Here is a 22,209-nt window from a genome sequence, read left to right as displayed (position 1 = left end):
CCTTCTTTTTATATTCCATTAGTTTTTCTTTGTTTTCTTCAAAAGGAAGAAGACTCCTGCTAGGATAATCAAGCCTGCAAGACCCATGATGGTGACTTGCTCACCTGTTGATGGCAAGTCTTTTTTCTTGGCCTTGACGGACTGCTCATTTCGATACTGCACTTGGTAAACAGAGAAATGATTGGTCGTGAAGCTGATAGTCTGATTTTGATTAACCGTTACATCAAATTTCTCAACCTGCTTGCCATTTTCATCCAAAGCATAGACGGCATCCACTGGCAGGTCTTTGCGGACTGGGATTGTCACAAGGGTTGGACTGACCTGATGTACCGGCTGACCATTCGGATCGGTCAAGCTAATGTCATAAGTATCTGTCGGCTGAATCTTGCTTTCCAGTTTTTTCACTGACAGCTGGAGACCGGCCTTGACCAAGTCAGCATTTTTCAAGCGAATGCCAGTTGCAACATCCACCAAGCTGTCATCTTCTACATTGACTTCCGTCCGTGTATCAGAACTGCTAGAAGTTGCTGAAGAGGAAGAACTGGATGAGCTTTGAGATGAAGAAGAACTGCTAGAATCTTTGTTGGAGCTGGAAGGAGTAGTTTTTGCTGCTTCCTTGATTTTAGCTTCCATTTCAGCTTCTAGCTCTTTCATTTCCTTAAAGACTTGCGCTGCTCGAGCCTGTGTTTCTTCTGTAACTTTTGCTGAAGAGTCTGGCAGAGCTGCATTGGCTGCATCCAGAGCATTTTGTTCCTCAATAAAGCGGGCTTCCAAAGCCTTCCATCTGTCTTGAACAGAAGTACCAAAGAGGTCCTGATGCTTGGCTGCCATATCGTAGATATGAGATGCTACCCAGTACCAAGAGTCTGGACTGTAGCTAGTTGTGTTGACCTTATAAGCATCGTAAGTATCTGTGATATTACCATTATAAGGCAGGTAAGGTGAGAAGCGCGGACTGCCTACTGCCAGCCACATAGTGCCTCCGCCCATATTGGCTGGAACGCCGTCTTTGAGCTGGAAGATATGAGCTTCCATGACATTTGGATTGCCCAACGGATATTTGTAAACAGGATCTGTCGTACCGCGTTGTGGCAGCCCCTTACCATCTAGCTCCATTTGGTCCAGCGGTTTGAACTGAGTGCCCTCAAAGCGATTGCGCTGCATAGCCATAACATCTGCTACACTGATCTTTCTGTCTGTGGAGTGCATGAGATCAAAGTAAGAGTCGTTATAAGACACGGCCGCATTTGGATCTAGACTGGTGATACCTGCCCAGGCACGTGAACGATCTGCCTCTGCCATCGGTGGATTGTAGGACTGAGAAATATGGAATTTGCCGTCAATTTCTTTATAAGAATTTGCTTGCTTGGCTACATCCTGAACACCTTTTGAAGCAATGACATTTTCCGTATCATCAAAATCAACACTGCCTAAGAAGAAAGTGTTAGGAAAGACTGCATACTTGTCATCTGGGAATTTAATGGCAACATATTGGTGGCCAGATAGGATTTCCATATACCAGACACCTGTCTTATCAGCAATGGTGATAATATTCCCCTCTGCTGCTCCCTGCTCTCTGACAATCTGCGCCATCAGCTCCACTCCCTGACGGGCTGTCTGAACGTGGGGCAGAACGACAGTTGTCAGGATAGACTCAGCCAAGCCATTTTCTACATACGGGTCCACCTTTTGAATGGCATCATTGGCCTTGGCAGAAACTGTCGCAGAAATCGAAACACCGTACTCATTGAAGCCAACCTCGTCAAAAATACCTTGGGATGGGGTCACATCTGATACCGAAGTATACTTGTAGCTTTCTGCCGGCAGGGTCCATTCAAAGCCGTTGGTTTCATCGATCAGCTTGGCACCACTCGCATTTGTCTTTCTCGGATGAACCAGAAAGACCTTATTGTGATTGGGCTCCAAGTCCTCTGTCCGACCGTAAAGCGTCGTACCGTCTGCAGTCAGGTCTTTCCCGACGATAAATCCTGTGCAGGCTTCAACCACTTGGAAAGGAAAGAGAAAAATGGTCGAGAGAGCTAGCAAGGAACGAAACAATATTTTCTTCATAAAAATATCTCCTTTGTTTTTTGTAAAAAAATTACAAAATTAAATACTATATTCAGTATAGCCTTTTACACCAGGTTTTGCAAGCGATTACAAATCCTTATTTTATATATTTCCTGAAAATTATTTAAATTTCAGATTGAAGAAAAAGTCCATTTTGGACAATTTGTTCAATCTTTTTCTTTTACTAGAGAAAATAATAAAACTCTTAAAAATAGCATTAAATCAGCATTCCTAAGAGTTTTCACTATTTGACAACCAACCTTGATAAGGGCATTTTTTAATTATCGATAGGGTTTGTCTACGTTCTGAAAGCCAGATAAAATCTGACTTTAAAGACACGTGGCTGCGGAGGCACAACCCGCAGCCGCGCAAGTGTCGCAGGAAAGAATGGATTGGAGAAAAAGAACGAACTTCTCTCCTATTACCAAACTGGTTGTGCTTCATAGCTTAGATTATTTTACCGTCTTCTCTAGACAAGCAATCTTACCATACGCTGACCCGCTTATCTGGAGCCAGATACATGGCATCGCCTTCTTTGATTTCTGGATAAGTTTCATAGAAGGCCTCTACATTTTTAAGTTGCTGGTTGACCCGCAGCTCAGCAGGAGCATGGACATCTACCTTCAGGAGAAGTTGGTTAAATTGCAGACTAGCCTTGCTTCTCCAGATATTGGCATAGTTTTCAAAGTAATTCTTCAAGTCTGCATCTGGATATTTCTTTTTAACGACTTCTAGACTAGCTGAAAGTCCACCCGCATCGGCTACATTTTCTGTTACCGTAAGCTTGCTATTGACCTTGCCGCCGTAGATTTCAATACCATCCCACTGCTTGGTAACAGCTTCAATTTTCTTGTCAAAAGCTTTCTTATCTGCTTCTGTCCACCAATTGTTCAAATTCCCCTCTTCATCAAAGTTTGCACCGTTTGAGTCGAAGGACGCTCAAATCAAGATTAATCAAACCAGCATAGAGGCAGTTATAGATGGTTTTAAAAGCTACCATTGGCTTTTGTTCAAGCTGATAGCGACCACAAATCTGTTCAGGCGACCAGGAGGATTTTAAACCGTTCTCAATTTCCTTTTTCAACTTTGGTGTCAAACGAGACTTCCGACCTTTTTGCTTAGCTCTGTGATCGTACTGTTCCTGCGCTAAGGCTGCGGAATAACCATTTTGGCATCGTCTTAACTCTCTTGAAATGGTAGACTTATGGACGCCAAGTTTACTTGCAATTTGGCAAGGTTTCAAAGCTAATTTCAAGTAGGTTTCTATCTTTATTCGGTCGGTTATGGTAAGATGGGAGTAGCTCATAGTTTTTTCCTCGGGTTCTGTTTGTGTAGTTACTTACAGTTTACACCAAGGAAACGCTATGAGTTTTTTTGTTGCACTATATTTTACAATTTATCTTTTAAAAAAAAGACTGGGACAAAAATGCCTCAGTCTAGCTTTATTATGCACAAAAAATATTGAGGCTGAGACATTTTAAATTGTCACCCAGACCTTTTAAACTTGAACCTCAAAATAAGTGAGCCAAGCTAAATTTCCAAAATTAACTTCTATCCTACCACCATCTACTGAATCTTTTTAGCTAGCATAGTCGCAAAGCGCAGCTGAATTCGATTGCCGTTTTCATCACGGCGGTGGAGGTGACCAGGATTTTCATTGTACTTAACCAGCTCCCAGTCTTTATAATAGTCAGCAAGCTCGCCTTCCTTAAAAGTAAAAGGAAAGGGAACAGAGCATGGGAAGTCCTCTGTATCCATGGCACAGACGATGAGATTGTAGCCACCAAGCGCTGTGTGCTCTTGCATATTTCGGATAATATCCGGAATCCGCTCCGCCTGCAAGAACATCAGGACAACGGTGGAAACAATCAAATCATAAGTCTGAGTCAGACTAGCTGAGTTGATGTCGTAGCTACCCACTGGCAGATCTAAATCCTCCTGCTCCACAATGCTACGTAAGATCTCCAATGCCAGCTCATTCTGATCTACGGCCGTTACTTCAAAGCCCTGCTTGGCCAGAAAAAGAGCATTGCGACCTTGACCACAGCCTAGGTCTAAAGCCCGCCCTGGTCGGACTGTCTGCACGGCTTCCAAAACCTCTGAGTGCACTGGATTGCTGCCGTATTTCTTAGGGAAATAATCCTCAGGTCGGCAGTAAAATTCCAAATACCACTCCAAATCATCCGTCAGGGCTTCGACCCGATGCCAAGCTTGGGGCTGGGCAAAAGGATTGTCCTGACCAGCTTCAAAGATGTGCTCAGCCAGCTCCTCACCTTCCTCTGACATCTCGATAAACTTAAGTCGTCCCTTAAGAACCGTGATTTTTCCCCAAGTGCCCTCTTTGGTATTGTGCTTTCTCTTTACTGTCTCTGGCATCGTCTCTGCCGTCCACAGCGGCATGAGTTTATAGGCTAGCAATTCTTCTGTCATAAAAAATCCTTTCTCTGAAAGCCAAGCTCCGAATAATCTAACTGTCTTTATCATACTCGAAAAGGATAAACTTGACAAGTGTTAAATTGGACGGCCTTCCCTGCAAAAAGAAAGAACTGGTCCATCAACCAGTTCTTTCTCACATAGGAAGTCTACTATTCTTCTTTTTTCTTGCTAACTTGCTTGTAGCCAAAGAAGCCTAATACAGCAACTAGCAGCATATCTTTGATCGTTCAATTCAAAAAATATGAGAACATCAAGAAAAAATATATCACTGTTTCCCTTATCGGTCCGCGCTCAGTAACCAAAATCAAAGTGTGCTCCTTCAGATAATATACTGCCGAAGATAGAAAATAAACCGTCTACCAACATTCTAATCATTCAGATGATAAAGATTTTTGGCTTTTTCAATATCATAATATTGGTCAAATTCTTCTTTGGAACTGAACGCATGTTCTTGACCATCTGTAGACAATTCTTTGGGTATCTTAGAGTCTCTATAAAGATTATAATCGTTTGGCAAAAACTTTGAATAAACTGATGCAATTCTATCAACGGTATCAAAACTATTTTCATTTGTCAAAATGACAACTTGAGAATTCTCTTTCTCTAATATGTTCATAGCATTTTTATCTTTGCTAATAGGTGTACCTCCCATTTCCTCTGGTTTGATTGTAAAATGGAACCCAACTACATCACTTTTTATTCCAAAGTCAGATATATTACTAAGTTTTATAGTAGAATAGGGAAACTTTATATTTTCAATAGCTTTTACTTCTTCAATTTTTCTTGTTTGAAGATTTAAAAATACTTTTTTCGTTTTTTCATGGTTTTCCAAGGGTCTAATGTACAGCGCCAGCAAATCTTTTGCTTTGTAAGAGTAAACCGGACCAATATCATTCGAAATATAACCTTTTTTATATTCGTCCACTGTAGCCAGTAAGTCAATTTCAGGTTCTTCTTCTAGTTTATTCCCTTCTACCTTGTAAATTGATAAAGTCCAATAAGCATCCTTCCCAACCGATTCATGGATAGCCGAAGGGTGCTCTGGTAATTTCATATTATCCCTGAGAATATAGTTTTGAGAGGTGGGATTGCGCCATTCAGTGAATAATTGCTTATTATACTTGCGTAATTCTGCTTCCTCTGACTGGTCTACATCCCAATGTACTATGGCTCCTTTGCCATCCGCAATAATTTGATAAGAGTCTATTTTCGCTTTTCCAGTGTAATACTGGTAGCCTGTATATTTCTCCGCCAGATACCATTGATATAGGAACAATCCTCCCCCTAGCAATCCGATGATAGATACAAGTATCAGAAAACGAGTCAAGTATTTTCTATTTGTCTTTTTGATGTTTTTCTACTTACTCCACTATGTACTTTATTTTAAAATATAAACTTTGAGGAAAATCAATTATTCTAAAACCCTCATCCCTCCCATTATAGCATAATTCTCAAGTCAAAGTTGAAACCTAAAAAAAGACCGGTCGCCCAGTCTTTCATCTTGTATTAAAGTTCTTCATCTGTCTAGCGATGTCGCGGTTTTGCTCGCGGCGTTTGATGGACTCGCGCTTGTCATAGTCGTGCTTCCCTTTGGCTAAGCCCAGGAGCAGCTTGGCATAGCCGTCCTTGAGATAGACCTTGAGCGGCACCAGCGTCATTCCGGTTCCCTTGGTCTCCTGCTCCAGCTTTTGGATCTGCTTCTTATGGAGCAGTAGCTTTCTGCGGCGCTCAGGCTCTTGATTCCAGATATTGCCCTCTTCATAAGGCGCGATATGGACATTGCTGAGCCAGGCCTCACCGTTCTTGATCTGGGCAAAGCCGTCTTTGAGATTGATGCGGGCAGCCCGGACGCTCTTAATCTCCGTCCCCGTCAGCACCATGCCCGCCTCGATGGTATCTACGATGGTGTAGTCGTGTCTGGCCTTTTTATTTTGCGCGACGACCTTTCCTTCTCCCTTTGCCATGCTTGGCTCCTTTCTTGACTAGTTCCTTGTAAAATGCCTTCTGGCTCTTGCCTTTCTTGGACTTCTCATCTTTCTTATCTCTGTAGCCTTTTTCTTTAGAAGAATGGCTGCGCTTGTCATCCTCACGACGTCTCTTTCTGCCTGACCTGCCTCTGCCACTCTTGCTAGTCTTTTCTACCAGGTCAAATTCACTAGGCAGGTATTCAAAGTCTATCTCGCCCGTAGCCTTATCCGCTCGGACCAGCTTGATGCGAATCTGCTGACCGACCTTAAAGACCACGCCGGACTTTTCTCCTTGCAGGGTCATCGTCCGCTCATTGTAGCTGTAAAACTCTGGCAGGTTGGTGACATGAATCAAGCCTTCGACCGTATTGGGCAGTTCAACGAAAAGTCCAAACTTGACCACGCTTGAAACTACGCCGTCAAACTCTTCCCCAACAAATTCTTCCATGTACTCAGCCTTCTTCATGGCTTCGACTTCCCGCTCGGCTTCGATAGCCCGACGCTCTCGGCTGGAAGACTGACTAGCAATCTCTGGAATCACTTGCTCAAAATGCTCTGCTATTTCCTTAGACTGGCCATAATCCCGCACCATCCGGTGAACCAGAAGGTCAGGATAGCGGCGAATCGGACTGGTGAAATGCGTATAAAACTCCGCTGCCAGACCATAGTGGCCGTGATTGTGCTCAGAGTAGCGAGCCTGCTGCATGGAGCGCAAAAGCATCATGGACAGGACATCCTCATAAGGCTGGTCTTTGACCGCCTCCATAATATCTTGCAGGGCCTGCTGACTCATAGAGCTAGCCGTCCCGTATATCCGAATCCCAAAGCTAGAGGCGTAGTCGATAAACTTCTGCACCTTCTCCGCCTTAGGCTCCTCGTGGATCCGATAGATAAAGGGCAGATTTAACTTAGCAAAATGCTCAGCCACCGTCTCATTGGCCACCAGCATAAAGGACTCAATCATGCGCTCGGCAATTCCCCGCTGACGCAGAACAATATCCACCGGCCGACCTTCCTTGTTGACCATGATTTTGGCTTCATTGGTGTCAAAGTTAAGAGCACCTCGCTTAAATCGCATGCTTTCCAGAATCTCATGCAGCTGGACCATACTGTCAATACTAGGTACAATGGCCTTGAACTGCTCAGCTTTTTCCTCATCTCCTGCGATGATGTCGTTGACATCACTATAGGTCATGCGAAAGGTCGTCTTGATGACAGTCTGAGTGATAGTATGCTTGACCACGCGCCCCTTGGCATCAATCTCCATGATAGCCGACTGGGTCAGCCGATCCACATTGGGATTGAGGGAGCAGATACCGTTGGACAGGCGCTCTGGCAGCATAGGCACCACGCGGTCGGTCACATAGACAGAGGTTGCCCGATTAAGGGCTTCCTTGTCCAGCTCAGAGCCTTCTTTGACATAGTAGGACACATCTGCGATATGGACGCCCAGCTCAAAGTTGCCATTTTTTAGGCGCTTGATATGGACCGCATCGTCCAAGTCCTTGGCATCCGCTCCATCGATGGTAAAGGTAATCTCATCACGCAGGTCCAAGCGCCCTTTCAAATCACTCTCAGTCGGTGCATCTGGAACTCGCTCGGCTTCTTCCAAGACCTTTTCTGGAAATTCAGAGACAATGTCCATCGACTCCAGCACTTCCAGTACATCAATACCAGGGTCGTTGACATGGCCGACCACATCAACCAGACTGGCCACGAAGAAATCGTGTTTCTTGGTTGGATATTTGTCAATAGCGACCTTGAGTACCTCTGTACCATCCAGAACTAAGGCCGGTTTTTTGACATAAATAGGCTGGCTTATTTTCTGATTTTTCGAGCGAATATAGCCCGCATACTTTGGCTTTTCTTCATCCAGAACCAGCTGGCCAACTGCTGACGTCAGGCTATGCTCCAAAATATCAATAATCTTAGCCTCAGCTGATGTTCCCTTGATCCGATCTGCCACCTTGGTGATGACTACTTCCACTGTATCGCCATCAATGGCATGATTGACATCATTGCGGCCGACAAAGAGGTCATCCTCTTCCTCATTCAGGGTGACAAAGCCAAAGCCATTCTTGTGGGCATGAAAAACACCCTTGAGCGTCAGACGCTCCTGCTTTTTCTTCTCATAAAGCTCAATCCGCCCCTTGTCATCAAAGCGAATTTGATGCTTTCTTTCCATCTGGGAGATGGTCTTGACCAAGCTACTAAAGTCCTTGGAAGACTCTTTCCCCAAAGCAGCCGCCAGCTCATCTACGCTAGCCTGCTGCCTGTCTTTTAAATATTCAATGATTTCTGATTTCATATTCCTCTTCTCTTGATGAGTTCATTCTTCATCCTTGCTAAATCTCTTTAAAACTTAAAAAATAGGCCAAGACGAAGTCATAGCCCATTTTATTTACTAGATAATACTGCTAATACCAATGCAATCAGTAGCCAGAAGAAAATCATAATTCCCGTCATACGCTGCATCACAGCTTCAAAACCGCGTGCCTTAGGACGTTCAAACAAATCATTGGCACTGGCATCAAAGACGTTGCTAGACTGATTTTTGGTTGGCTGCATGAAAATTGCAATGACAATAATAGCTGATAAAATGACTAAAATGGTTAATAATAGGTTGTACATAAATAAAAACTCCTTAAAATCCTATCTATTTTATCATAAAATCTACTTGGATTCAAGATGTAAAGTAACTTTTCTTTCCTTAGGACAGTACTTTAAGACCTCAATTTTTTCCGGATGCGTTTTCGTATTTTTGCTGGTCAGATAGTTCTGACTGCCGCAGCTGGAACATTTTAAATTTATTTTAACGCGCACTAGATATCCTTCTTCTTAAATAAATTTCGAAAACTAAAGAGATTGGCCAGCATACTGACGGCGACTAGCCCTGCTGTTGCATAAAAGACTGAATGATAGCCATAGGCTGCCGCAATGACCGAGCCAGACATAGGCCCGACCACCCCGCCCAGATAAAAGAAAATCTGATTATAGCTGAAAATCCTAGAGATTCCAAATTTGGGTGTTATCTTACTTAGCAGAGCATTGACTCCTGGTATCAGCGCCCCTGTTCCTAGGCCAAATAAAAAGCGATAAAAGCCCAGCTGCATAGGGGAGCCAGCATTGGCACAGAGCAAATAAATCAGGATTGAATAGAACTGTGCCAGCACTAGAAGCCGGTGATTGCCGATACGGTCTCCTAAACGCCCCAGAATGCTGGAGCTCATCATGCTGGAAAGTCCCATGCTAGAAACGATGAGACCCGAAACAAAGATCAGATTGTCCTTTTGCCCCAGTTCTCTGACATAGAGGGCAAGGATAGGGCTGATAGATTGAGCTGCAAACTGGATAACAAAGCTGGTCAGAAAGAGATTAATCAACATCTTAGGATACCTGAGTTGGCGCAGCAATTCCTTAAAGCCTACCTCTTCTTGTCGGGTCACCGGCACAAAATCCTCCCGAATCAAATAAAAGGTCATCAAGGCTGCCACCAGAAAGAAGCCGCCAATCAGGAGAAAGACATTGCGAATACCGAACATCTCCGCAATCAGACCTCCAATAAATGGCCCCATAAGATTACCCGCAACGACACCTGTCGAGAGAGTTCCCAGAGCATAACCAGTTTTTTCCTTGGGAGCCTGACTGGCAATCAGAGCTGTACTATTGGGAACATAACCAGCGAAAACACCGTTTAGAAAGCGTAGGAGCAAGAGCCAGAAAATATTGGGTACAAAAGCAATACCGCCCATCGTGAAAACCATGGCAGTAGCTGCACGTATCATCATAGGCTTGCGGCCATATCGGTCCGCTAGACTTCCCCAAACAGGAGAGAGCAGTGCCGCTGAGATTGCAGAGAGAGAAATCCCTAGCCCAGCGTAATACTCCACCTCATGACCTCTGGCACCTAGCTGCTCCACGAAAAGTGGCATAAAAGGCGTCACCAGAGAAATGCTGGCACCAGTCAGGAAGTTCCCAAACCAAGCGACTTTCAGGTTATGTTTCCAGTTTACTTGTGACGTGATAAATCATCTTCTTTCTAATTTCTGCAAAGCATCGTGAATCTGCTGTCGAGTTTCCTCAAGCGAGCCATTATTATCAATCAGCACGTCTGACCTTTTTCGTTTTTCTCGGAGAGATAGCTGAGCTACTATGCGTTTTTCTGCCTCTTCTTGACTAAGAGCGTTTCGAGTCATAAGGCGACTGAGCTGAGTTTCCTTCGTCACGTCCACCAGCCAGATTTGGTCAAACCAGTCTTCATATTGTAACTCAAATAAGAGAGGGATGTCCATAAAAAAGATAGACTCAGTTTCTGCCAACAAATCTCGCTTGCCAGCCAATTCCTCGCGGATAATCTGGTTTTGTATTTGACTGGACTGAGCCAAGAGTTCGGGATCCCAAAAATCATAGCTCCCAGCTTGGGCCGGTCCAAGCGGCCATCTTCCTGTAAGATAGCTGAGCCAAAAGTAGATAAAAGAGCTTGATAAAGCCGTTCCCCCGGCTCTTGTAGCTCATGCACTACCTGATCCGCATCGATAACCTGATAGCCCTGCTGCCTCAAAAACTCTGTCACAGTTGACTTACCCGAGGCAATACCGCCAGTGATACCGATAATTCTTGCCATGACAGCTACCTCGCTTTCTGACAATGAGGACAGAGATGTGTACCTCGTCCACCCAGCTTAATTTTCTCAATCGGGCTGCCGCATCTAGCACAGGGTTGACCGGTCTTTCCATAGACCTGCAGAAAATCCTGCATCGTGCCGTCTTCACCCAAAGCATTTCGATAGGTCCGAATGGTCGATCCTCTCTTTTCAATCCCAAGCTGCAAAACTTCTATAATCTGCTCACGCAGTCGCTTCACTTGAGCAGGCTTCAGACTAGCTGCTGGCCTTGCCGGATGAATCCGCGCCCGCCAAAGGGCCTCATCTACATAGATATTGCCCAGACCAACGACCAAGGTCTGCTCTAGCAAATAGGGTTTGATGGGCTTCTTGGAACGACTCAAAGCTGCTGCAAAAGGCGACAAAAGAAAGTCCGCCTCTGTCGGCTCAGGACCAAGCTTTCTGACAGCAAAATAAGCCTCCAGCTGATCCTTTCTCAACAGTTCCATGGTCCCAAACTTGCGGACATCCTCATAAACAAGCGTCCCACCATCCGTCATCTCGAAAAAGACATGAGCATGCTTGCGCTCAGGCACCGCATCAGGATAAAAAAGATACTTACCTTCCATTCGCAGATGGGAAACCAGCACTCCGCCTGTCAGGTAAAAGAGCAAATACTTGCCCCGACGCCCAATCCTTTCAATGGTCTGACCTGGCAAGTCATGGACAAAACTATCCACTCCCGTACCAATCATCTTGGCATAGCGGACCTGCACTTGATCAATCGTCTTGCCAACAACCAGACGCTCCAAACCGCGCCGAACCGTTTCCACTTCAGGTAATTCAGGCATGAAATCTTTATCCTTTCTTATCCAAATGTAACATGTAATGCACCGTTCGACTTATTTCTTCAAATCCCGCACTCTTGTGAAAAGCTTGACTGACTGCATTGTCTATATCACAATCTGAAGCTAGCTGAGATGCTCCTTTTTTTGTCGCCCACGACTGAGCAAAGTCAAGAAGCTGAGTAGCGATACCATGTCTTTGAAAAACAGGTGCTACCGCTATGCCTTCAATATATGCGACAGGAAGTTGCTCTGCTCCTTCCACATACTCCGAACGCATAGATAAGCTGATCCAAGCAACGGCTTCTCCCTCTAAATAGTATAAAAATTCATTAGGAAATTTTCCTTCAGAAAATGCTGCTAGTAATTTCTTTTTCTCTGTTTTCCAAACTAAATGAGCAAAGTAAGCCCAATCAGCTAGATGAGATTTTTCGACCGCTCGAATTTCCACTACCATTACCTTTTTCAATCTTCTCTTTCTAACAAGCGGCGAGCATAGATTGCCTGACCTGAATGCATAGCAGCATCGTCGATGATTGATACTAAGCGATTCCCACGCTTAACTGCTGGGGACCAATTCTCATCGACAACATCATCCAGACTATCTTCATTTACCTTTGATAAATAAGCAATTGCTGTCGCAACCGCATCAGACAGATAATCTTTAAGAAAATCAATATCTGTCACCACAACTTTATGCGCTTCTTGAGGAGTATGGTGCCAATCTTCCGTATCATCTGGCAAATCCAAGGCAAACTTTTTCTTCCAACCTTTAGAAAACCAAACTGGCTCGGTCTTTGCTAAATCAGCAATCTGAAAATCCAGCTCCCGCGCCGTATGCCAAGTCACAGACTTAATGGACGGAACTGTATTTGCAACCGGAAAAGCATTTACTTCTTCCACAGATAAATTATCCAGCACCGATAAAAAACGCTCCTCGACTCGTTCCACGTTTTCTACTAAAAGATTTACAAATTCCATTGCCCTGCCTCCTTAAAAAATTAAACTAATCACTGATTATGGCAATCTCAACTCAATGTCCCATCGCAAAGTTGTCATCAAAATACTCAGCTAACATTAGGCGATGCTTACTACTCACAGATTCTAATTTCTCAATTTCTTCCTTAGAAAAGAAACTCAGGCGTAGAGTTTCCTCATTGTGAAAATTGGAAATATCAACATTCTCCAATGCCTGAAATTCATACAGAAAGACAACCGTCTGCACTTTGTCGCCATTAGGGTAAGATTCATCAAAATTAGTATAAACATTCAGCAAGCGCTTGGCTTCAACAGAAATGCCTGTCTCTTCGTAAAACTCACGCACGGCTGCTTGCAGAGAAGTTTCCCCGAGCTCCATAGCTCCACCAGGAATCGCCCATGTTTTCTTATCACCTCGCAACTGCAGAAGCACTCGATCCTCTTCGTCTGCCAGAATTCCACCAGCAAAATTCAGAATAACCTTATCATGCCCCACCTTGGAGCGAATATAGGAAATATAGTCCATATCAAAATCCTTTCAATTTCTCTGGGAAGGCAGCGTTTTGAAAGAAATAGCGCAGTAGCTGAATATGCGTATCCACATCACTAAAAAGCCAAGCATGCCCTTTGCCAGAATAATAGGCGCATTCAGACTTAGCATTTTTATGTGCCAACTTGGAGTGCCAGTCATGAATAGTTTCGGCTTCTTTCCCACCTGAGATAAAGAAAGCAGGATTGGAAAGATTTATATAAACTATAAATCTGATCTCCTTATCCTTCGTCATCAAGAGATAAAATCTCCAAATACATATCCAATCTTTCATTGATATATTTGGCAAATAAATCCTCCATTGCCGATAAACTTCCTTTTGAATGAAAGTCATCAAATGCTTGGTAATAGGACAATCTATCCGTAAATTTTATATCAATCGGTGGATAGCCCGCCTTCATCAACTCCAAATTCACCAAGAGCCTACCTGTTCGGCCATTGCCGTCAATAAACGGATGGATACTCTCAAAGGCAATATGAAACTGAGCTAGTTTGGTCACCATATTTTCCTGACTTGCAGCATAGTCCACTAGGAGCTTCTCCATCAATGGAGCAATCATGTAAGGCTGAGCCGGTTCATTAGCTGCTCCCATGATGCGCACCGGGACTCTGCGATAAATGCCTCGGTCATTTTTTTTATCCGCTAATACTAGATAATGAATATCCTTTATCATCTGTTCTGACAAAGACTGGTTCTTCTCAACAAGCCTTTGAACAAACTGAAAAGCCTCCTGATGACCGATTGCCTCCATATGATCTTTTAAAGGCTTTTGGTCAATAGTCAATCCACGCAGGACCAAATCTGTCTCACGCAAGGTCAGAGTATTGCCCTCAATAGCATTTGAGTTATAGGTATATTCGACTGTGAACTCTTCATTCAGCCGCTCCAACTCTCCATCCGTCAAAGGGCGGAGTTTTGATAACTGCTTCATCTTTTCATCAATCAAAGGCAAGAGACTCTCTGCTTTCTTATAACGGCCATCCGCTGGCTTTCTGGCATCTGAGGGAATCCTCCACAAACGCCCTTCTTGAACAGCACCTGGAATCTTTCCCTGACTGCACAGAGACCGAACCCGACGATCAGAAATTCCCCAGAGATCAGCCGCCTGCCTCACTGTCATATACATGAGCACTCCTCACTTTCTCCCTCTATTATACCATAGTCCGGAACAATATGAGGATTAACGGAACAATGTTTGCAGATTAACGGAAGGATAGCAAATATTTAATAACGTAATATCAACAATTTTCTATCTTGCTGCTAGTTTGTAGTAAAAAGAGATAACAAAATGTTATGCTCTCTTTCACCGCTATTTCAAACATTATTTTTCCAAGCTTGCTTAGAAAACCTCAATACTCCTTCTTATTATAGCCAAAGTCCGCCAAGTCCAGCTTCTTGTCCCGCCAGTTTTTCTTGACCTTGACCCAGGTTTCTAGGAAGACTTTGTCCCCCAGCATGATCTCAATATCGCGCCTAGCCATAGATCCGATTTTCTTCAGCATGGATCCACCTTTACCAATGATAATGCCTTTTTGGCTGTCTCGCTCCACCATGATGGTCGCTCGAATATGGACCTTGTCTGTCTCCTCGTCTCGCTTCATGCTATCAACGACCACTGCGACTGAGTGGGGAATTTCCTCCCGCGTCAGCATCAAAACCTTCTCCCGAATCATTTCTGACACCAGAAAACGCTCCGGATGGTCGGTAATCTGGTCTTCTGGGAAATACTGGAAGCCTTCCTCCAAATTCTCACTGAGGATGTCAACCAGACGGGAAACATTATTACCCTGCAGGGCTGAGATCGGCACGATTTCTTTGAAGTCCATCTGCTGACGGAAATCATCAATTTGCGCTAAAAGCTGATTCGGATGGACTTTATCAATCTTATTAACCACCAAAATAACTGGCACCTTAGCCGCTTTCAAGCGCTCGATAATCATGTCATCGCCCTTGCCACGCGGCTCATCAGCCGGCACCATAAAGAGGACAGTATCCACCTCACGCAGGGTACTGTAGGCCGCTTCTACCATGAAATCGCCTAAAGCCGTCTTGGGCTTGTGGATTCCCGGCGTGTCGATAAAGACAATCTGCTCCTTATCCGTCGTGTAAATCCCCATAATTTTATTGCGTGTGGTTTGAGCCTTATCGCTCATGATGGCAATTTTTTGCCCCATAACATGATTCAAAAAGGTTGATTTCCCAACATTAGGACGTCCTAAAATAGCTACAAAGCCTGATTTAAAAGTCATTATTTCACCTCTATTATTTCCATAAAAACAGCAGAAAATCGGCAGTCTCCCCGATTTTCAAATCTTTAAAAAATCCAATCCCAAATCTTTGGAACAAAAATAATCAGTCCTGTCACAACGGCAAAGCCAGACACGACCAGAACAGCTCCAGCTGCCATATCCTTGGCATTCTTGGCCCGCATAGAAAAGTGGTAATCGCTGGCCAAATCCACAACATTTTCAATGGCAGAATTGACAATCTCAAAGGCAATGACCAGAAAAATGCTCAAAAAGAGAAAGAGCCATTCTATCGCGGACAAGTCAAAAATCAGTCCCGCAACTATCACTGCCAGAGCCGAAAGGACATGCTTGCGCAGATTGCGCTCCTCTTTAAAGGCTGTAAAAATACCGGTTAAAGCAAATTCCAGACTCGAGACCACATCCCGATTTTTCCATTTGCGTTTGTTATTTCCTTGTGAGTCCATAAGCAGTTAAAATTTCTTCCTGTAAACCAAACATTTCTGCTTCTTCTTCCGGCGTATAGTGATCATAGCCGTTGATATGCAGAAAACCATGCACTGCCAAAAAGCCCATCTCCCGCTCAAAGCTGTGGCCGTATTCTTTAGCCTGCTCACGCGCCTTGTCCACTGAAATGAACAGCTCACCGATATAGGCGTCAAAATCTTCCAGCATCTCAGCTAGCTCAGGGTGGTCCAGCAAATCCTCCTCGTCAACAGCGATGTCCAGCTCAGGCTTATACTCCAAGCTAATCACATCCGTCGGCCGATCCGTATCTCTATATTCCAAGTTGAGTTCATGACTGCGCTCGTTACTGACAAAAGTCACAGCCATTTCCTTCTTTTCCTTGCCCGTTTTCTGGGCAGCAAACTCCAAAATTTCCTGAGTCTGTTTAAGAATCTCTTCCGAAACCTGACCCGTTTCGTCTACCATTTCGATATACATATCTTACCCGCTTTGCTAGTATTACCTTATTATATCATATTTTGACTCACTTTAGGGAGCCGAGGCCAGGGTTTTGGAAAATAGCAGAGCAGATTTGTCAACCTCTCACCGCAAAGACAAAAGCAGCTATTTTTATTTTGTCCCTCCCCGAAACTTTGCTTTTCACTATTTGCTATCATTGACAAAAAGAAAAGGCTGGGAAAACCCAACCTTGTCCTACAAGATGCTAATTGCCGGGATCGAACCGGCGACCTCATCCTTACCATGGATGCGCTCTGCCAACTGAGCTAAATCAGCGTACCTATCTAATATATCATGTAGATAGGTGCTTGTCAATATCCTTTCTCATTTTTTTGCAAAATAATCTTCCCTAGTCAGATAGTAATGGATCCGCGTCACAATGCGTCCTTTCTCATGCTTGTCTAGTGATGCGTAAGGCTCTTCGTGGGAATATTTCATACCAGACTTGACCATAACCCTGCCAGATGCTGGATTGTCCACATCGTGCAGCGCCACAAGTTTGTTCATCTCAATTTCCTCAAAAGCCATCTTGATTACTGCGCGATTGGCCTCTGTCGTGTAGCCCTGATTCCAGTATTTTTTATTGATTACATAGCCGATAGCCGCTGTTTTCAAATCCAGCCTGATCTTATGCAGGTCAATCGTCCCGATGAATTTGCCATTTTCTTTCACTTCTATCCCCCAGCGCCCCAGAGGATTGGCCAGATAAAAGAGAGCGATATTATTGCGTGTTCCTTCCAGGCTTTTATTTGTCTCAAAAGTATAGCGAGTATTTTCCTCATCCGAAGCATACTCAAACATCGCCGAGGCATCGTCCAAGGTCACCGGACGCAGAATCAGCCGTTCAGTTTCCAGCCTGGCATGATGAGCCAGTTTGACATAGATATTTTCCATCAGGACCTCCTAGATTTTCTTAACAGAATAGCACAATTCACTGATGAAAGCAAACCACTCTGATTTTTTCTTGATTTTTGAAGCGTTTTCCTATACAATAAAAACATCTTAAAAAAGGAGCATATTTTTTATGTTAATCGGTATTCCAAAAGAAATCAAAAACAATGAAAATCGTGTCGCTCTGACACCAGCTGGTGTTCATAGTCTCGTTGGCAAAGGCCATGAAGTTCTGATTGAGACAAACGCAGGTCTGGGATCTGGCTTTGCCGATGCAGACTACGAAAAGCAAGGTGCAAAAATCGTCCCTACTGCTGCAGAAGCTTGGGCAGCCGAGCTAGTAGTCAAGGTCAAAGAACCTCTTGCAGCTGAATATGGCTTCCTCCGTGATGACCTCTTGCTCTTTACCTACCTGCATATGGCTGCCGCCCCTGAGCTAGCAGATGCTATGACAAGCGCCAAGACAACTGGTCTGGCCTACGAAACTGTCCGCGATCAAGATGGACAACTGCCACTCTTGGTGCCTATGAGTGAGGTAGCTGGCCGGATGGCGGTCCAAATCGGTGCCCACTTCCTGACTAAGCGTGAAGGTGGATCTGGCGTACTTCTCGGTGGTGTACCGGGCGTTCCGAAAGGGAAAGTTACCATCATCGGTGGCGGTGTCGTAGGAACTCATGCCGCTCGTATCGCTCTAGGATTGGGTGCGCAAGTGACTATTCTGGATATCAGCGCTAAGCGTCTGTCTGTCCTAGAAGATGTCTTTGGCCATCAAATCCAGACCCTCATGTCTAATCCTTTCAATATCGAAGCTAGCGTTCGAGAGGCAGATGTCGTGATCGGTGCTGTCCTCATTCCAGGTGCGAAGGCTCCAAAACTGGTGACAGACGATATGGTTAAGCAAATGCGTCCAGGCTCTGTCATTGTAGACGTAGCCGTTGACCAAGGCGGTGTCATTGAAACAGCCGACCGTGTAACGACTCATACCGAGCCTGTCTATGAAAAACACGGTGTCCTCCACTATGCAGTTGCTAATATCCCTGGGGCCGTAGCCCGTACTTCTACCATCGCCCTGACCAATGTCACTCTTCCTTATGTGGAGGCTTTAGCAGGGAAAGGCTTCAAACAAGCCATTGCAGATGACCAAGGTCTGCGCCAAGGTGTCACAACCTACCAAGGTCACATCACCAGCCAGCCAGTTGCAGAAGGCCTCAACAAGGACTACACTTCTATTGAAGAACTCGTTTAGTTGATTATTTCAACTTTAAAATCAATCCCAAAAAAGAGAGTGGGACAGAAATCGGTAATTCGTTAGAATTCGATTTCGTCGTCCTACCTCCGCACAGTTGAGTAGGGCTGTAAAAGCTGATGAAATCAGCGTAATAGAGCCCACTCAACCACTGCGTCTTGCTCGACAATCCAAAGACAATTGAGAGGCTAGGACTTTTGTCCCAGCCTCTTTTCGTATGTTATTAGATAAAAATCAAAGCTTTCTTTAGTAATACCCCTTTAGCTCTTCTTGATTTTCTTTGAAAAATTCCTCTAGCCATTCCATACCATAGGCATGACTAAAACCTTCTAAAAGAACAGAAAAATCAAGCGTATCAAAGCCCAATTTCCTCAAGTCCTCAAAGGTATTGAATGGGGAATGAAAATCTTTGTATTTGATAATAGCTCCGATGTCTTTCAAATCCTGTTCCCTAATGCTGATCATTTTCATTCCTAAAACATATTCAATCGGAACCATTAAAACCGTTAAATGACTAAAAGTATATAAGGTCTCACATAACTCAGGCGCTGGTTGCTTGTTCATGTTCGCTACATTATTATTAAGCCAAAGTTCTTCATGAGTATTGAGATTAAATTGTCGTCCAACTTTCGCAATAATCTCGTTGATTTTTTGGTTTTCTTGGTAAAAAGCATCTATATCTTGTGTTGCTCGCAAGACATGATGTTCCAAGACATAGCCCCAACACAAATAATAGTCAAAGTAAGGTTGGCTTGGGCTAATTCTTGATTTAAGGCTTCAAAAACTGGTTTCATCTTATCCATGCTTATATCTCTCCATCAGCTCTTGAACATTTGTTAACTTAGCAGGTTTGTTTAAAGAAACTACATACTCATGCGTGGGAGTGTGTTCTTGTAGAGCATATTTCAGACTAACCTTTTGAAAATCTGTCAACTCTTTTGAAGCCAACAAACGTTCCACATCTTTGTCAGTCAAATAAGAACTATCTTCAAAAATAACCTTTCTAAGGTAACGAAACCAATGACTGGCGTTAAACCTTGATTGCCTAGAAGCATTAATCATATAATCATACCAATCCATCTTCTACCTCTTTTTAAAATTCTATCTTTCCAGATAATCACTTTTATTCATTTTATAAGCCTTAAAAATTCTATATAATATCTGGCGTAAACTGATATTTAGTTCTCAGATTCCAATTCTGCTGGCTCAGTTGTAGCCTCTTTAATAGGAGCTGGTTCATAAGCTCGGATAATCTCCGCCACCACTGGATGACGAACGACATCCTTAGCTGAGAAATGCACAAAGTCAATCTGGGAGATATTCTTCAATTTCTCCTGAGCGTCAATGAGACCCGACTTAACATTGCGAGGCAGGTCGACCTGACTGATGTCTCCATTGACAATCATCTTGGACTGGAAGCCCAGCCGTGTCAGAAACATCTTCATCTGCATGATGGTGGTGTTCTGAGCTTCGTCTAGTATCACAAAGGCATCATCCAGCGTCCGCCCCCGCATATAGGCTAAGGGTGCAATCTCAATGATTTCTCGCTCCATGAGGCGCGTCGTCTGGTCCTTACCCAAAATCTGATACAAGGCATCATAGACCGGACGCAGATATGGATCCACCTTTTCCTTAAGGTCTCCCGGCAGAAAGCCCAAACTTTCACCAGCTTCTACCGCTGGCCTTGTCAGGATAATTCGTTTGACCTGCCCACGCTTGAGAGCTGTCACGGCCAAGGTCACCGCCAGAAAGGTCTTCCCTGTTCCAGCTGGCCCGATACCAAAGACAATATCATGATTTTTAACACTGTCCACATAGATTTTTTGACCAAGTGTCTTGACGCGAATCGGCTTGCCATAGCTGTCTTTGATGATTTCTTCTTCATAAAGAGCTACAAACTTATCAATTTCATTATTTTTGACCATGGTAATAGCTGTCACAACATCGGGTGTACCAATTGTCATGCCACGATTGACCAAGACCAAGAGAGCCTGGATGACCTGTCGAGTCTCCTCGCAGGCAGCCCCCGTACCCAAAATCTGCACAATCTCGGTTCGGGCATGGATGGTGACCTTCAATTCCTGCTCCATCAAGCGCAGATGGCGTTCATTAGAACCAAAGAGATGAAAGGCATCATCTGGATGGCCTAGTTTCAATTCTACTGAATGTTCCTGCAAACAAAGAACCTCTCTATTTTATTTTTTTGAATGAATTATCTTTATTATATCAAAGCAAGCAGAAAATGACTATTCCCAGCAATTATCTGCTTAATGAGCCTGATACTCTTCCCAAATCGCATCAAACTCACCCAAGTTAAAGGAAAAATTTGCATGCTCCTCCAGAAAACGGCTGACCTCATCGAAATCATCCGTATGCTTGGGAAAAGCCGTATCCTGAAAAGCTAAGTCCGCCAAAATAGCCTTGGGCTCCTTACTCTTAGGATTGCGCTCTGTCATCAGCCAGCTGTAAAAAGATTTTCTCATAGGTTCCTTTCATTTCTTTAAGATTGTATCCTTCCAAGCATCAGCTCTAGATATGTGATTCTTTATCCTCACACCAACTCCGTTCCAGTCTGGTCCTGCTTAATTTTACCAGCTTTCATCAGCCCACCCAGGGCTTTTTTAAACTGGCCTTTGGAAATGCCAAAGGTAGCCTTGATGTCGTCTGGTGAAGATTTATCGTTCAAGGTCATGAAGCCACCGTTGCTCTCCAGATAGGTCAGAATCATCTGGGCATCGTTTTCCAGCATTTCAAAGGAACGAGGCTTGAGGGAGAGGTTAAGCGTGCGGTCTACTTCACGGAAGCCAATCACCCGTGCATCCAAGATCTGACCGAGACGAGGCTCTGCATAGCGCTCACTGGGATGAATAAAGCCCAGCATATTATTCTCCGGCAGGTAGACAAAAGTGCCAGAAAGCTTGAGCCGATAAACGATGGCCGGCCAGTTTTGATTTTGCATGTTATTGAAGGCAGGACGAGCCAAGCGTTGGAAATCCTCCTGATAGGCCAACTGGCCCCAGATGCGGTCTTTCTTGTCCGCATCTAGACGGATATAAAGGCGGTCGCCCTTTTTGGGCCAGAGTTCCTTGATCTCTGGCAAGATGTCTAGTGATACGACGATTTGCTTATCTGGCAGACCGGTATCGACAAAGACGCCTAGATCCTTGCGAACCTCCGTTACTGTTCCCCAGCCAAACTGCTCTTGGGTAGCCGTGACTTCAAGAGTTGTCAGGCGAAGCTTCTGCTTCATATCGCTGTAGGCAAAGCCTTTGACAGACTGCCCCAGCTCATGCGCCCCCTCTTCCTTAGATAGAGCGTAAACCTGACCGTCCTTTTGAACAAAGTAAAAGCGATCATTTTCATCCGTGATGATACCCACGATGAAGCTGGCAAGATTTGTATTCATATAG

General features: G+C 44.2%; 23 protein-coding genes, 1 tRNA gene and 6 pseudogenes. 3 read left to right on the top strand and 27 right to left on the bottom strand.

The features are described from left to right. Nucleotides 1–18: 18 nt before the first annotated feature. The 3 genes and pseudogenes from FFV08_04145 to FFV08_04135 form a co-directional block, all read right to left on the bottom strand. On the bottom strand, nt 19–2,070 hold the full coding sequence (locus tag FFV08_04145) for a C69 family dipeptidase (protein ID QLB51911.1): 2,052 nt from the start codon (nt 2,068–2,070) through the stop codon (nt 19–21). A 483-nt stretch (nt 2,071–2,553) separates the two neighbouring features. After that, nucleotides 2,554–3,006 (bottom strand): annotated as a pseudogene (locus tag FFV08_04140) (M13 family peptidase). Continuing rightward, nucleotides 2,999–3,376 (bottom strand): annotated as a pseudogene (locus tag FFV08_04135) (IS30 family transposase). Before FFV08_04135 ends, FFV08_04140 begins: the two co-directional pseudogenes overlap by 8 nt. 21 nt (nt 3,377–3,397) lie before the next feature. On the opposite strand from FFV08_04135, the pseudogene FFV08_04130 reads away from it, so the two are divergent. After that, nucleotides 3,398–3,470 (top strand): annotated as a pseudogene (locus tag FFV08_04130) (hypothetical protein). 166 nt (nt 3,471–3,636) lie between these two features. On the opposite strand, the gene tehB reads toward FFV08_04130, so the two are convergent. From tehB to FFV08_04035, 19 genes and pseudogenes are all read right to left on the bottom strand, one after another. Continuing rightward, nucleotides 3,637–4,500 carry an SAM-dependent methyltransferase TehB gene (gene tehB / locus FFV08_04125; protein ID QLB51910.1) on the bottom strand — a complete coding sequence of 288 codons (864 nt, stop codon included), beginning with the start codon at nt 4,498–4,500 and terminating at the stop codon, nt 3,637–3,639. A gap of 373 nt (nt 4,501–4,873) precedes the next feature. Beyond that, the gene (locus FFV08_04120; protein QLB51909.1) at nt 4,874–5,857 is read right to left on the bottom strand and encodes a hypothetical protein; all 984 of its coding nucleotides are present in this window, start codon (nt 5,855–5,857) and stop codon (nt 4,874–4,876) included. A gap of 145 nt (nt 5,858–6,002) precedes the next feature. Continuing rightward, nucleotides 6,003–6,470, bottom strand: coding sequence for an SsrA-binding protein SmpB (gene smpB, locus FFV08_04115; GenBank protein ID QLB51908.1), 468 nt, complete (start codon nt 6,468–6,470; stop codon nt 6,003–6,005). Next, entirely contained in the window at nt 6,433–8,781 is a 2,349-nt protein-coding gene (rnr, locus tag FFV08_04110) for a ribonuclease R (GenBank protein QLB51907.1), read from the bottom strand. Before rnr ends, smpB begins: the two co-directional genes overlap by 38 nt. An 89-nt stretch (nt 8,782–8,870) precedes the next feature. Further along, the gene (secG, locus tag FFV08_04105; GenBank protein ID QLB51906.1) at nt 8,871–9,104 is read right to left on the bottom strand and encodes a preprotein translocase subunit SecG; all 234 of its coding nucleotides are present in this window, start codon (nt 9,102–9,104) and stop codon (nt 8,871–8,873) included. Nucleotides 9,105–9,146: 42 nt separating this feature from the next. Next, nucleotides 9,147–9,296 carry a 50S ribosomal protein L33 gene (rpmG, locus tag FFV08_04100; GenBank protein ID QLB51905.1) on the bottom strand — a complete coding sequence of 50 codons (150 nt, stop codon included), beginning with the start codon at nt 9,294–9,296 and terminating at the stop codon, nt 9,147–9,149. Next, entirely contained in the window at nt 9,296–10,417 is a 1,122-nt protein-coding gene (locus FFV08_04095) for a multidrug efflux MFS transporter (protein ID QLB51904.1), read from the bottom strand. Before FFV08_04095 ends, rpmG begins: the two co-directional genes overlap by 1 nt. A gap of 84 nt (nt 10,418–10,501) precedes the next feature. After that, nucleotides 10,502–11,097, bottom strand: a pseudogene (locus FFV08_04090) (dephospho-CoA kinase). 5 nt (nt 11,098–11,102) lie between these two features. Beyond that, nucleotides 11,103–11,927 carry a DNA-formamidopyrimidine glycosylase gene (mutM, locus tag FFV08_04085; protein ID QLB51903.1) on the bottom strand — a complete coding sequence of 275 codons (825 nt, stop codon included), beginning with the start codon at nt 11,925–11,927 and terminating at the stop codon, nt 11,103–11,105. A gap of 7 nt (nt 11,928–11,934) precedes the next feature. After that, on the bottom strand, nt 11,935–12,378 hold the full coding sequence (locus tag FFV08_04080) for a GNAT family N-acetyltransferase (protein ID QLB53267.1): 444 nt from the start codon (nt 12,376–12,378) through the stop codon (nt 11,935–11,937). Between the two features lie 8 nt (nt 12,379–12,386). Further along, on the bottom strand, nt 12,387–12,902 hold the full coding sequence (locus tag FFV08_04075) for a DUF664 domain-containing protein (protein QLB51902.1): 516 nt from the start codon (nt 12,900–12,902) through the stop codon (nt 12,387–12,389). Nucleotides 12,903–12,954: 52 nt separating this feature from the next. Further along, on the bottom strand, nt 12,955–13,425 hold the full coding sequence (locus tag FFV08_04070; GenBank protein QLB51901.1) for an NUDIX domain-containing protein: 471 nt from the start codon (nt 13,423–13,425) through the stop codon (nt 12,955–12,957). Nucleotide 13,426: 1 nt separating this feature from the next. Further along, nucleotides 13,427–13,684, bottom strand: coding sequence for a hypothetical protein (locus tag FFV08_04065; protein QLB51900.1), 258 nt, complete (start codon nt 13,682–13,684; stop codon nt 13,427–13,429). Further along, nucleotides 13,671–14,576: a Fic family protein gene (locus FFV08_04060; protein ID QLB51899.1), complete on the bottom strand. Its 906-nt coding sequence runs from the start codon at nt 14,574–14,576 to the stop codon at nt 13,671–13,673. Before FFV08_04060 ends, FFV08_04065 begins: the two co-directional genes overlap by 14 nt. A 223-nt stretch (nt 14,577–14,799) precedes the next feature. Further along, nucleotides 14,800–15,699 carry a GTPase Era gene (locus tag FFV08_04055; GenBank protein QLB51898.1) on the bottom strand — a complete coding sequence of 300 codons (900 nt, stop codon included), beginning with the start codon at nt 15,697–15,699 and terminating at the stop codon, nt 14,800–14,802. Nucleotides 15,700–15,764: 65 nt separating this feature from the next. Continuing rightward, nucleotides 15,765–16,163 (bottom strand): diacylglycerol kinase, encoded by a 399-nt coding sequence (locus FFV08_04050; protein ID QLB51897.1) that lies wholly within the window; start codon nt 16,161–16,163, stop codon nt 15,765–15,767. Beyond that, a complete protein-coding gene (ybeY, locus tag FFV08_04045) occupies nt 16,144–16,641 on the bottom strand; it encodes an rRNA maturation RNase YbeY (protein ID QLB51896.1) in 498 nt (165 codons plus the stop codon). Before ybeY ends, FFV08_04050 begins: the two co-directional genes overlap by 20 nt. 224 nt (nt 16,642–16,865) lie before the next feature. Continuing rightward, nucleotides 16,866–16,938: transfer RNA gene (locus FFV08_04040), tRNA-Thr, on the bottom strand. 48 nt (nt 16,939–16,986) lie between these two features. After that, nucleotides 16,987–17,556, bottom strand: a complete 570-nt coding sequence (locus tag FFV08_04035; GenBank protein ID QLB51895.1) for a GNAT family N-acetyltransferase — start codon at nt 17,554–17,556, stop codon at nt 16,987–16,989. Between the two features lie 130 nt (nt 17,557–17,686). Here FFV08_04035 and ald point away from each other — a divergent pair, with 130 nt between their 5' ends. Both ald and FFV08_04025 read left to right on the top strand, forming a co-directional pair. Then, nucleotides 17,687–18,799: an alanine dehydrogenase gene (ald, locus tag FFV08_04030; GenBank protein ID QLB51894.1), complete on the top strand. Its 1,113-nt coding sequence runs from the start codon at nt 17,687–17,689 to the stop codon at nt 18,797–18,799. Nucleotides 18,800–18,828: 29 nt separating this feature from the next. Beyond that, a pseudogene (locus FFV08_04025) lies at nt 18,829–18,900 on the top strand (NUDIX hydrolase). Nucleotides 18,901–19,045: 145 nt separating this feature from the next. Here the strand turns inward: FFV08_04025 and FFV08_04020 are convergent. The 5 genes and pseudogenes from FFV08_04020 to cvfB all read right to left on the bottom strand — a co-directional run bounded on the left by FFV08_04020 (nt 19,046) and on the right by cvfB (nt 22,205). Beyond that, nucleotides 19,046–19,602: pseudogene (locus FFV08_04020) on the bottom strand (potassium transporter peripheral membrane component). Beyond that, nucleotides 19,595–19,879, bottom strand: coding sequence for a hypothetical protein (locus tag FFV08_04015; protein QLB51893.1), 285 nt, complete (start codon nt 19,877–19,879; stop codon nt 19,595–19,597). The pseudogene FFV08_04020 and the gene FFV08_04015 overlap by 8 nt, the downstream one beginning before the upstream one ends. Before the next feature lie 98 nt (nt 19,880–19,977). After that, nucleotides 19,978–20,976: a phosphate starvation-inducible protein PhoH gene (gene phoH / locus FFV08_04010; GenBank protein ID QLB51892.1), complete on the bottom strand. Its 999-nt coding sequence runs from the start codon at nt 20,974–20,976 to the stop codon at nt 19,978–19,980. 90 nt (nt 20,977–21,066) lie between these two features. Beyond that, nucleotides 21,067–21,282 (bottom strand): YozE family protein, encoded by a 216-nt coding sequence (locus FFV08_04005; protein ID QLB51891.1) that lies wholly within the window; start codon nt 21,280–21,282, stop codon nt 21,067–21,069. A 68-nt stretch (nt 21,283–21,350) separates the two neighbouring features. Next, nucleotides 21,351–22,205, bottom strand: a complete 855-nt coding sequence (cvfB, locus tag FFV08_04000; protein QLB51890.1) for an RNA-binding virulence regulatory protein CvfB — start codon at nt 22,203–22,205, stop codon at nt 21,351–21,353. Nucleotides 22,206–22,209: the final 4 nt, after the last annotated feature.

It is taken from the genome of Streptococcus sanguinis (genome assembly GCA_013378335.1).
GTDB classification, from domain to species: domain Bacteria; phylum Bacillota; class Bacilli; order Lactobacillales; family Streptococcaceae; genus Streptococcus; species Streptococcus sanguinis_I.
This window is presented reverse-complemented; position numbering and strand designations above follow the sequence as displayed.

Excerpts from the sequence above, each read along its gene's own strand:
- FFV08_04145 (QLB51911.1), bottom strand. The coding sequence starts at position 2,070 with ATGAAGAAAATATTGTTTCGTTCCTTGCTAGCTCTCTCGACCATTTTT.
- tehB (QLB51910.1), bottom strand. The coding sequence starts at position 4,500 with ATGACAGAAGAATTGCTAGCCTATAAACTCATGCCGCTGTGGACGGCA.
- smpB (QLB51908.1), bottom strand. The coding sequence starts at position 6,470 with ATGGCAAAGGGAGAAGGAAAGGTCGTCGCGCAAAATAAAAAGGCCAGA.
- rnr (QLB51907.1), bottom strand. The coding sequence starts at position 8,781 with ATGAAATCAGAAATCATTGAATATTTAAAAGACAGGCAGCAGGCTAGC.
- secG (QLB51906.1), bottom strand. The coding sequence starts at position 9,104 with ATGTACAACCTATTATTAACCATTTTAGTCATTTTATCAGCTATTATT.
- mutM (QLB51903.1), bottom strand. The coding sequence starts at position 11,927 with ATGCCTGAATTACCTGAAGTGGAAACGGTTCGGCGCGGTTTGGAGCGT.
- FFV08_04080 (QLB53267.1), bottom strand. The coding sequence starts at position 12,378 with ATGGTAGTGGAAATTCGAGCGGTCGAAAAATCTCATCTAGCTGATTGG.
- FFV08_04075 (QLB51902.1), bottom strand. The coding sequence starts at position 12,902 with ATGGAATTTGTAAATCTTTTAGTAGAAAACGTGGAACGAGTCGAGGAG.
- FFV08_04070 (QLB51901.1), bottom strand. The coding sequence starts at position 13,425 with ATGGACTATATTTCCTATATTCGCTCCAAGGTGGGGCATGATAAGGTT.
- FFV08_04065 (QLB51900.1), bottom strand. The coding sequence starts at position 13,684 with ATGACGAAGGATAAGGAGATCAGATTTATAGTTTATATAAATCTTTCC.
- FFV08_04060 (QLB51899.1), bottom strand. The coding sequence starts at position 14,576 with ATGTATATGACAGTGAGGCAGGCGGCTGATCTCTGGGGAATTTCTGAT.
- FFV08_04055 (QLB51898.1), bottom strand. The coding sequence starts at position 15,699 with ATGACTTTTAAATCAGGCTTTGTAGCTATTTTAGGACGTCCTAATGTT.
- FFV08_04050 (QLB51897.1), bottom strand. The coding sequence starts at position 16,163 with ATGGACTCACAAGGAAATAACAAACGCAAATGGAAAAATCGGGATGTG.
- ybeY (QLB51896.1), bottom strand. The coding sequence starts at position 16,641 with ATGTATATCGAAATGGTAGACGAAACGGGTCAGGTTTCGGAAGAGATT.
- FFV08_04035 (QLB51895.1), bottom strand. The coding sequence starts at position 17,556 with ATGGAAAATATCTATGTCAAACTGGCTCATCATGCCAGGCTGGAAACT.
- ald (QLB51894.1), top strand. The coding sequence starts at position 17,687 with ATGTTAATCGGTATTCCAAAAGAAATCAAAAACAATGAAAATCGTGTC.
- FFV08_04015 (QLB51893.1), bottom strand. The coding sequence starts at position 19,879 with ATGGATTGGTATGATTATATGATTAATGCTTCTAGGCAATCAAGGTTT.
- FFV08_04005 (QLB51891.1), bottom strand. The coding sequence starts at position 21,282 with ATGAGAAAATCTTTTTACAGCTGGCTGATGACAGAGCGCAATCCTAAG.
- cvfB (QLB51890.1), bottom strand. The coding sequence starts at position 22,205 with ATGAATACAAATCTTGCCAGCTTCATCGTGGGTATCATCACGGATGAA.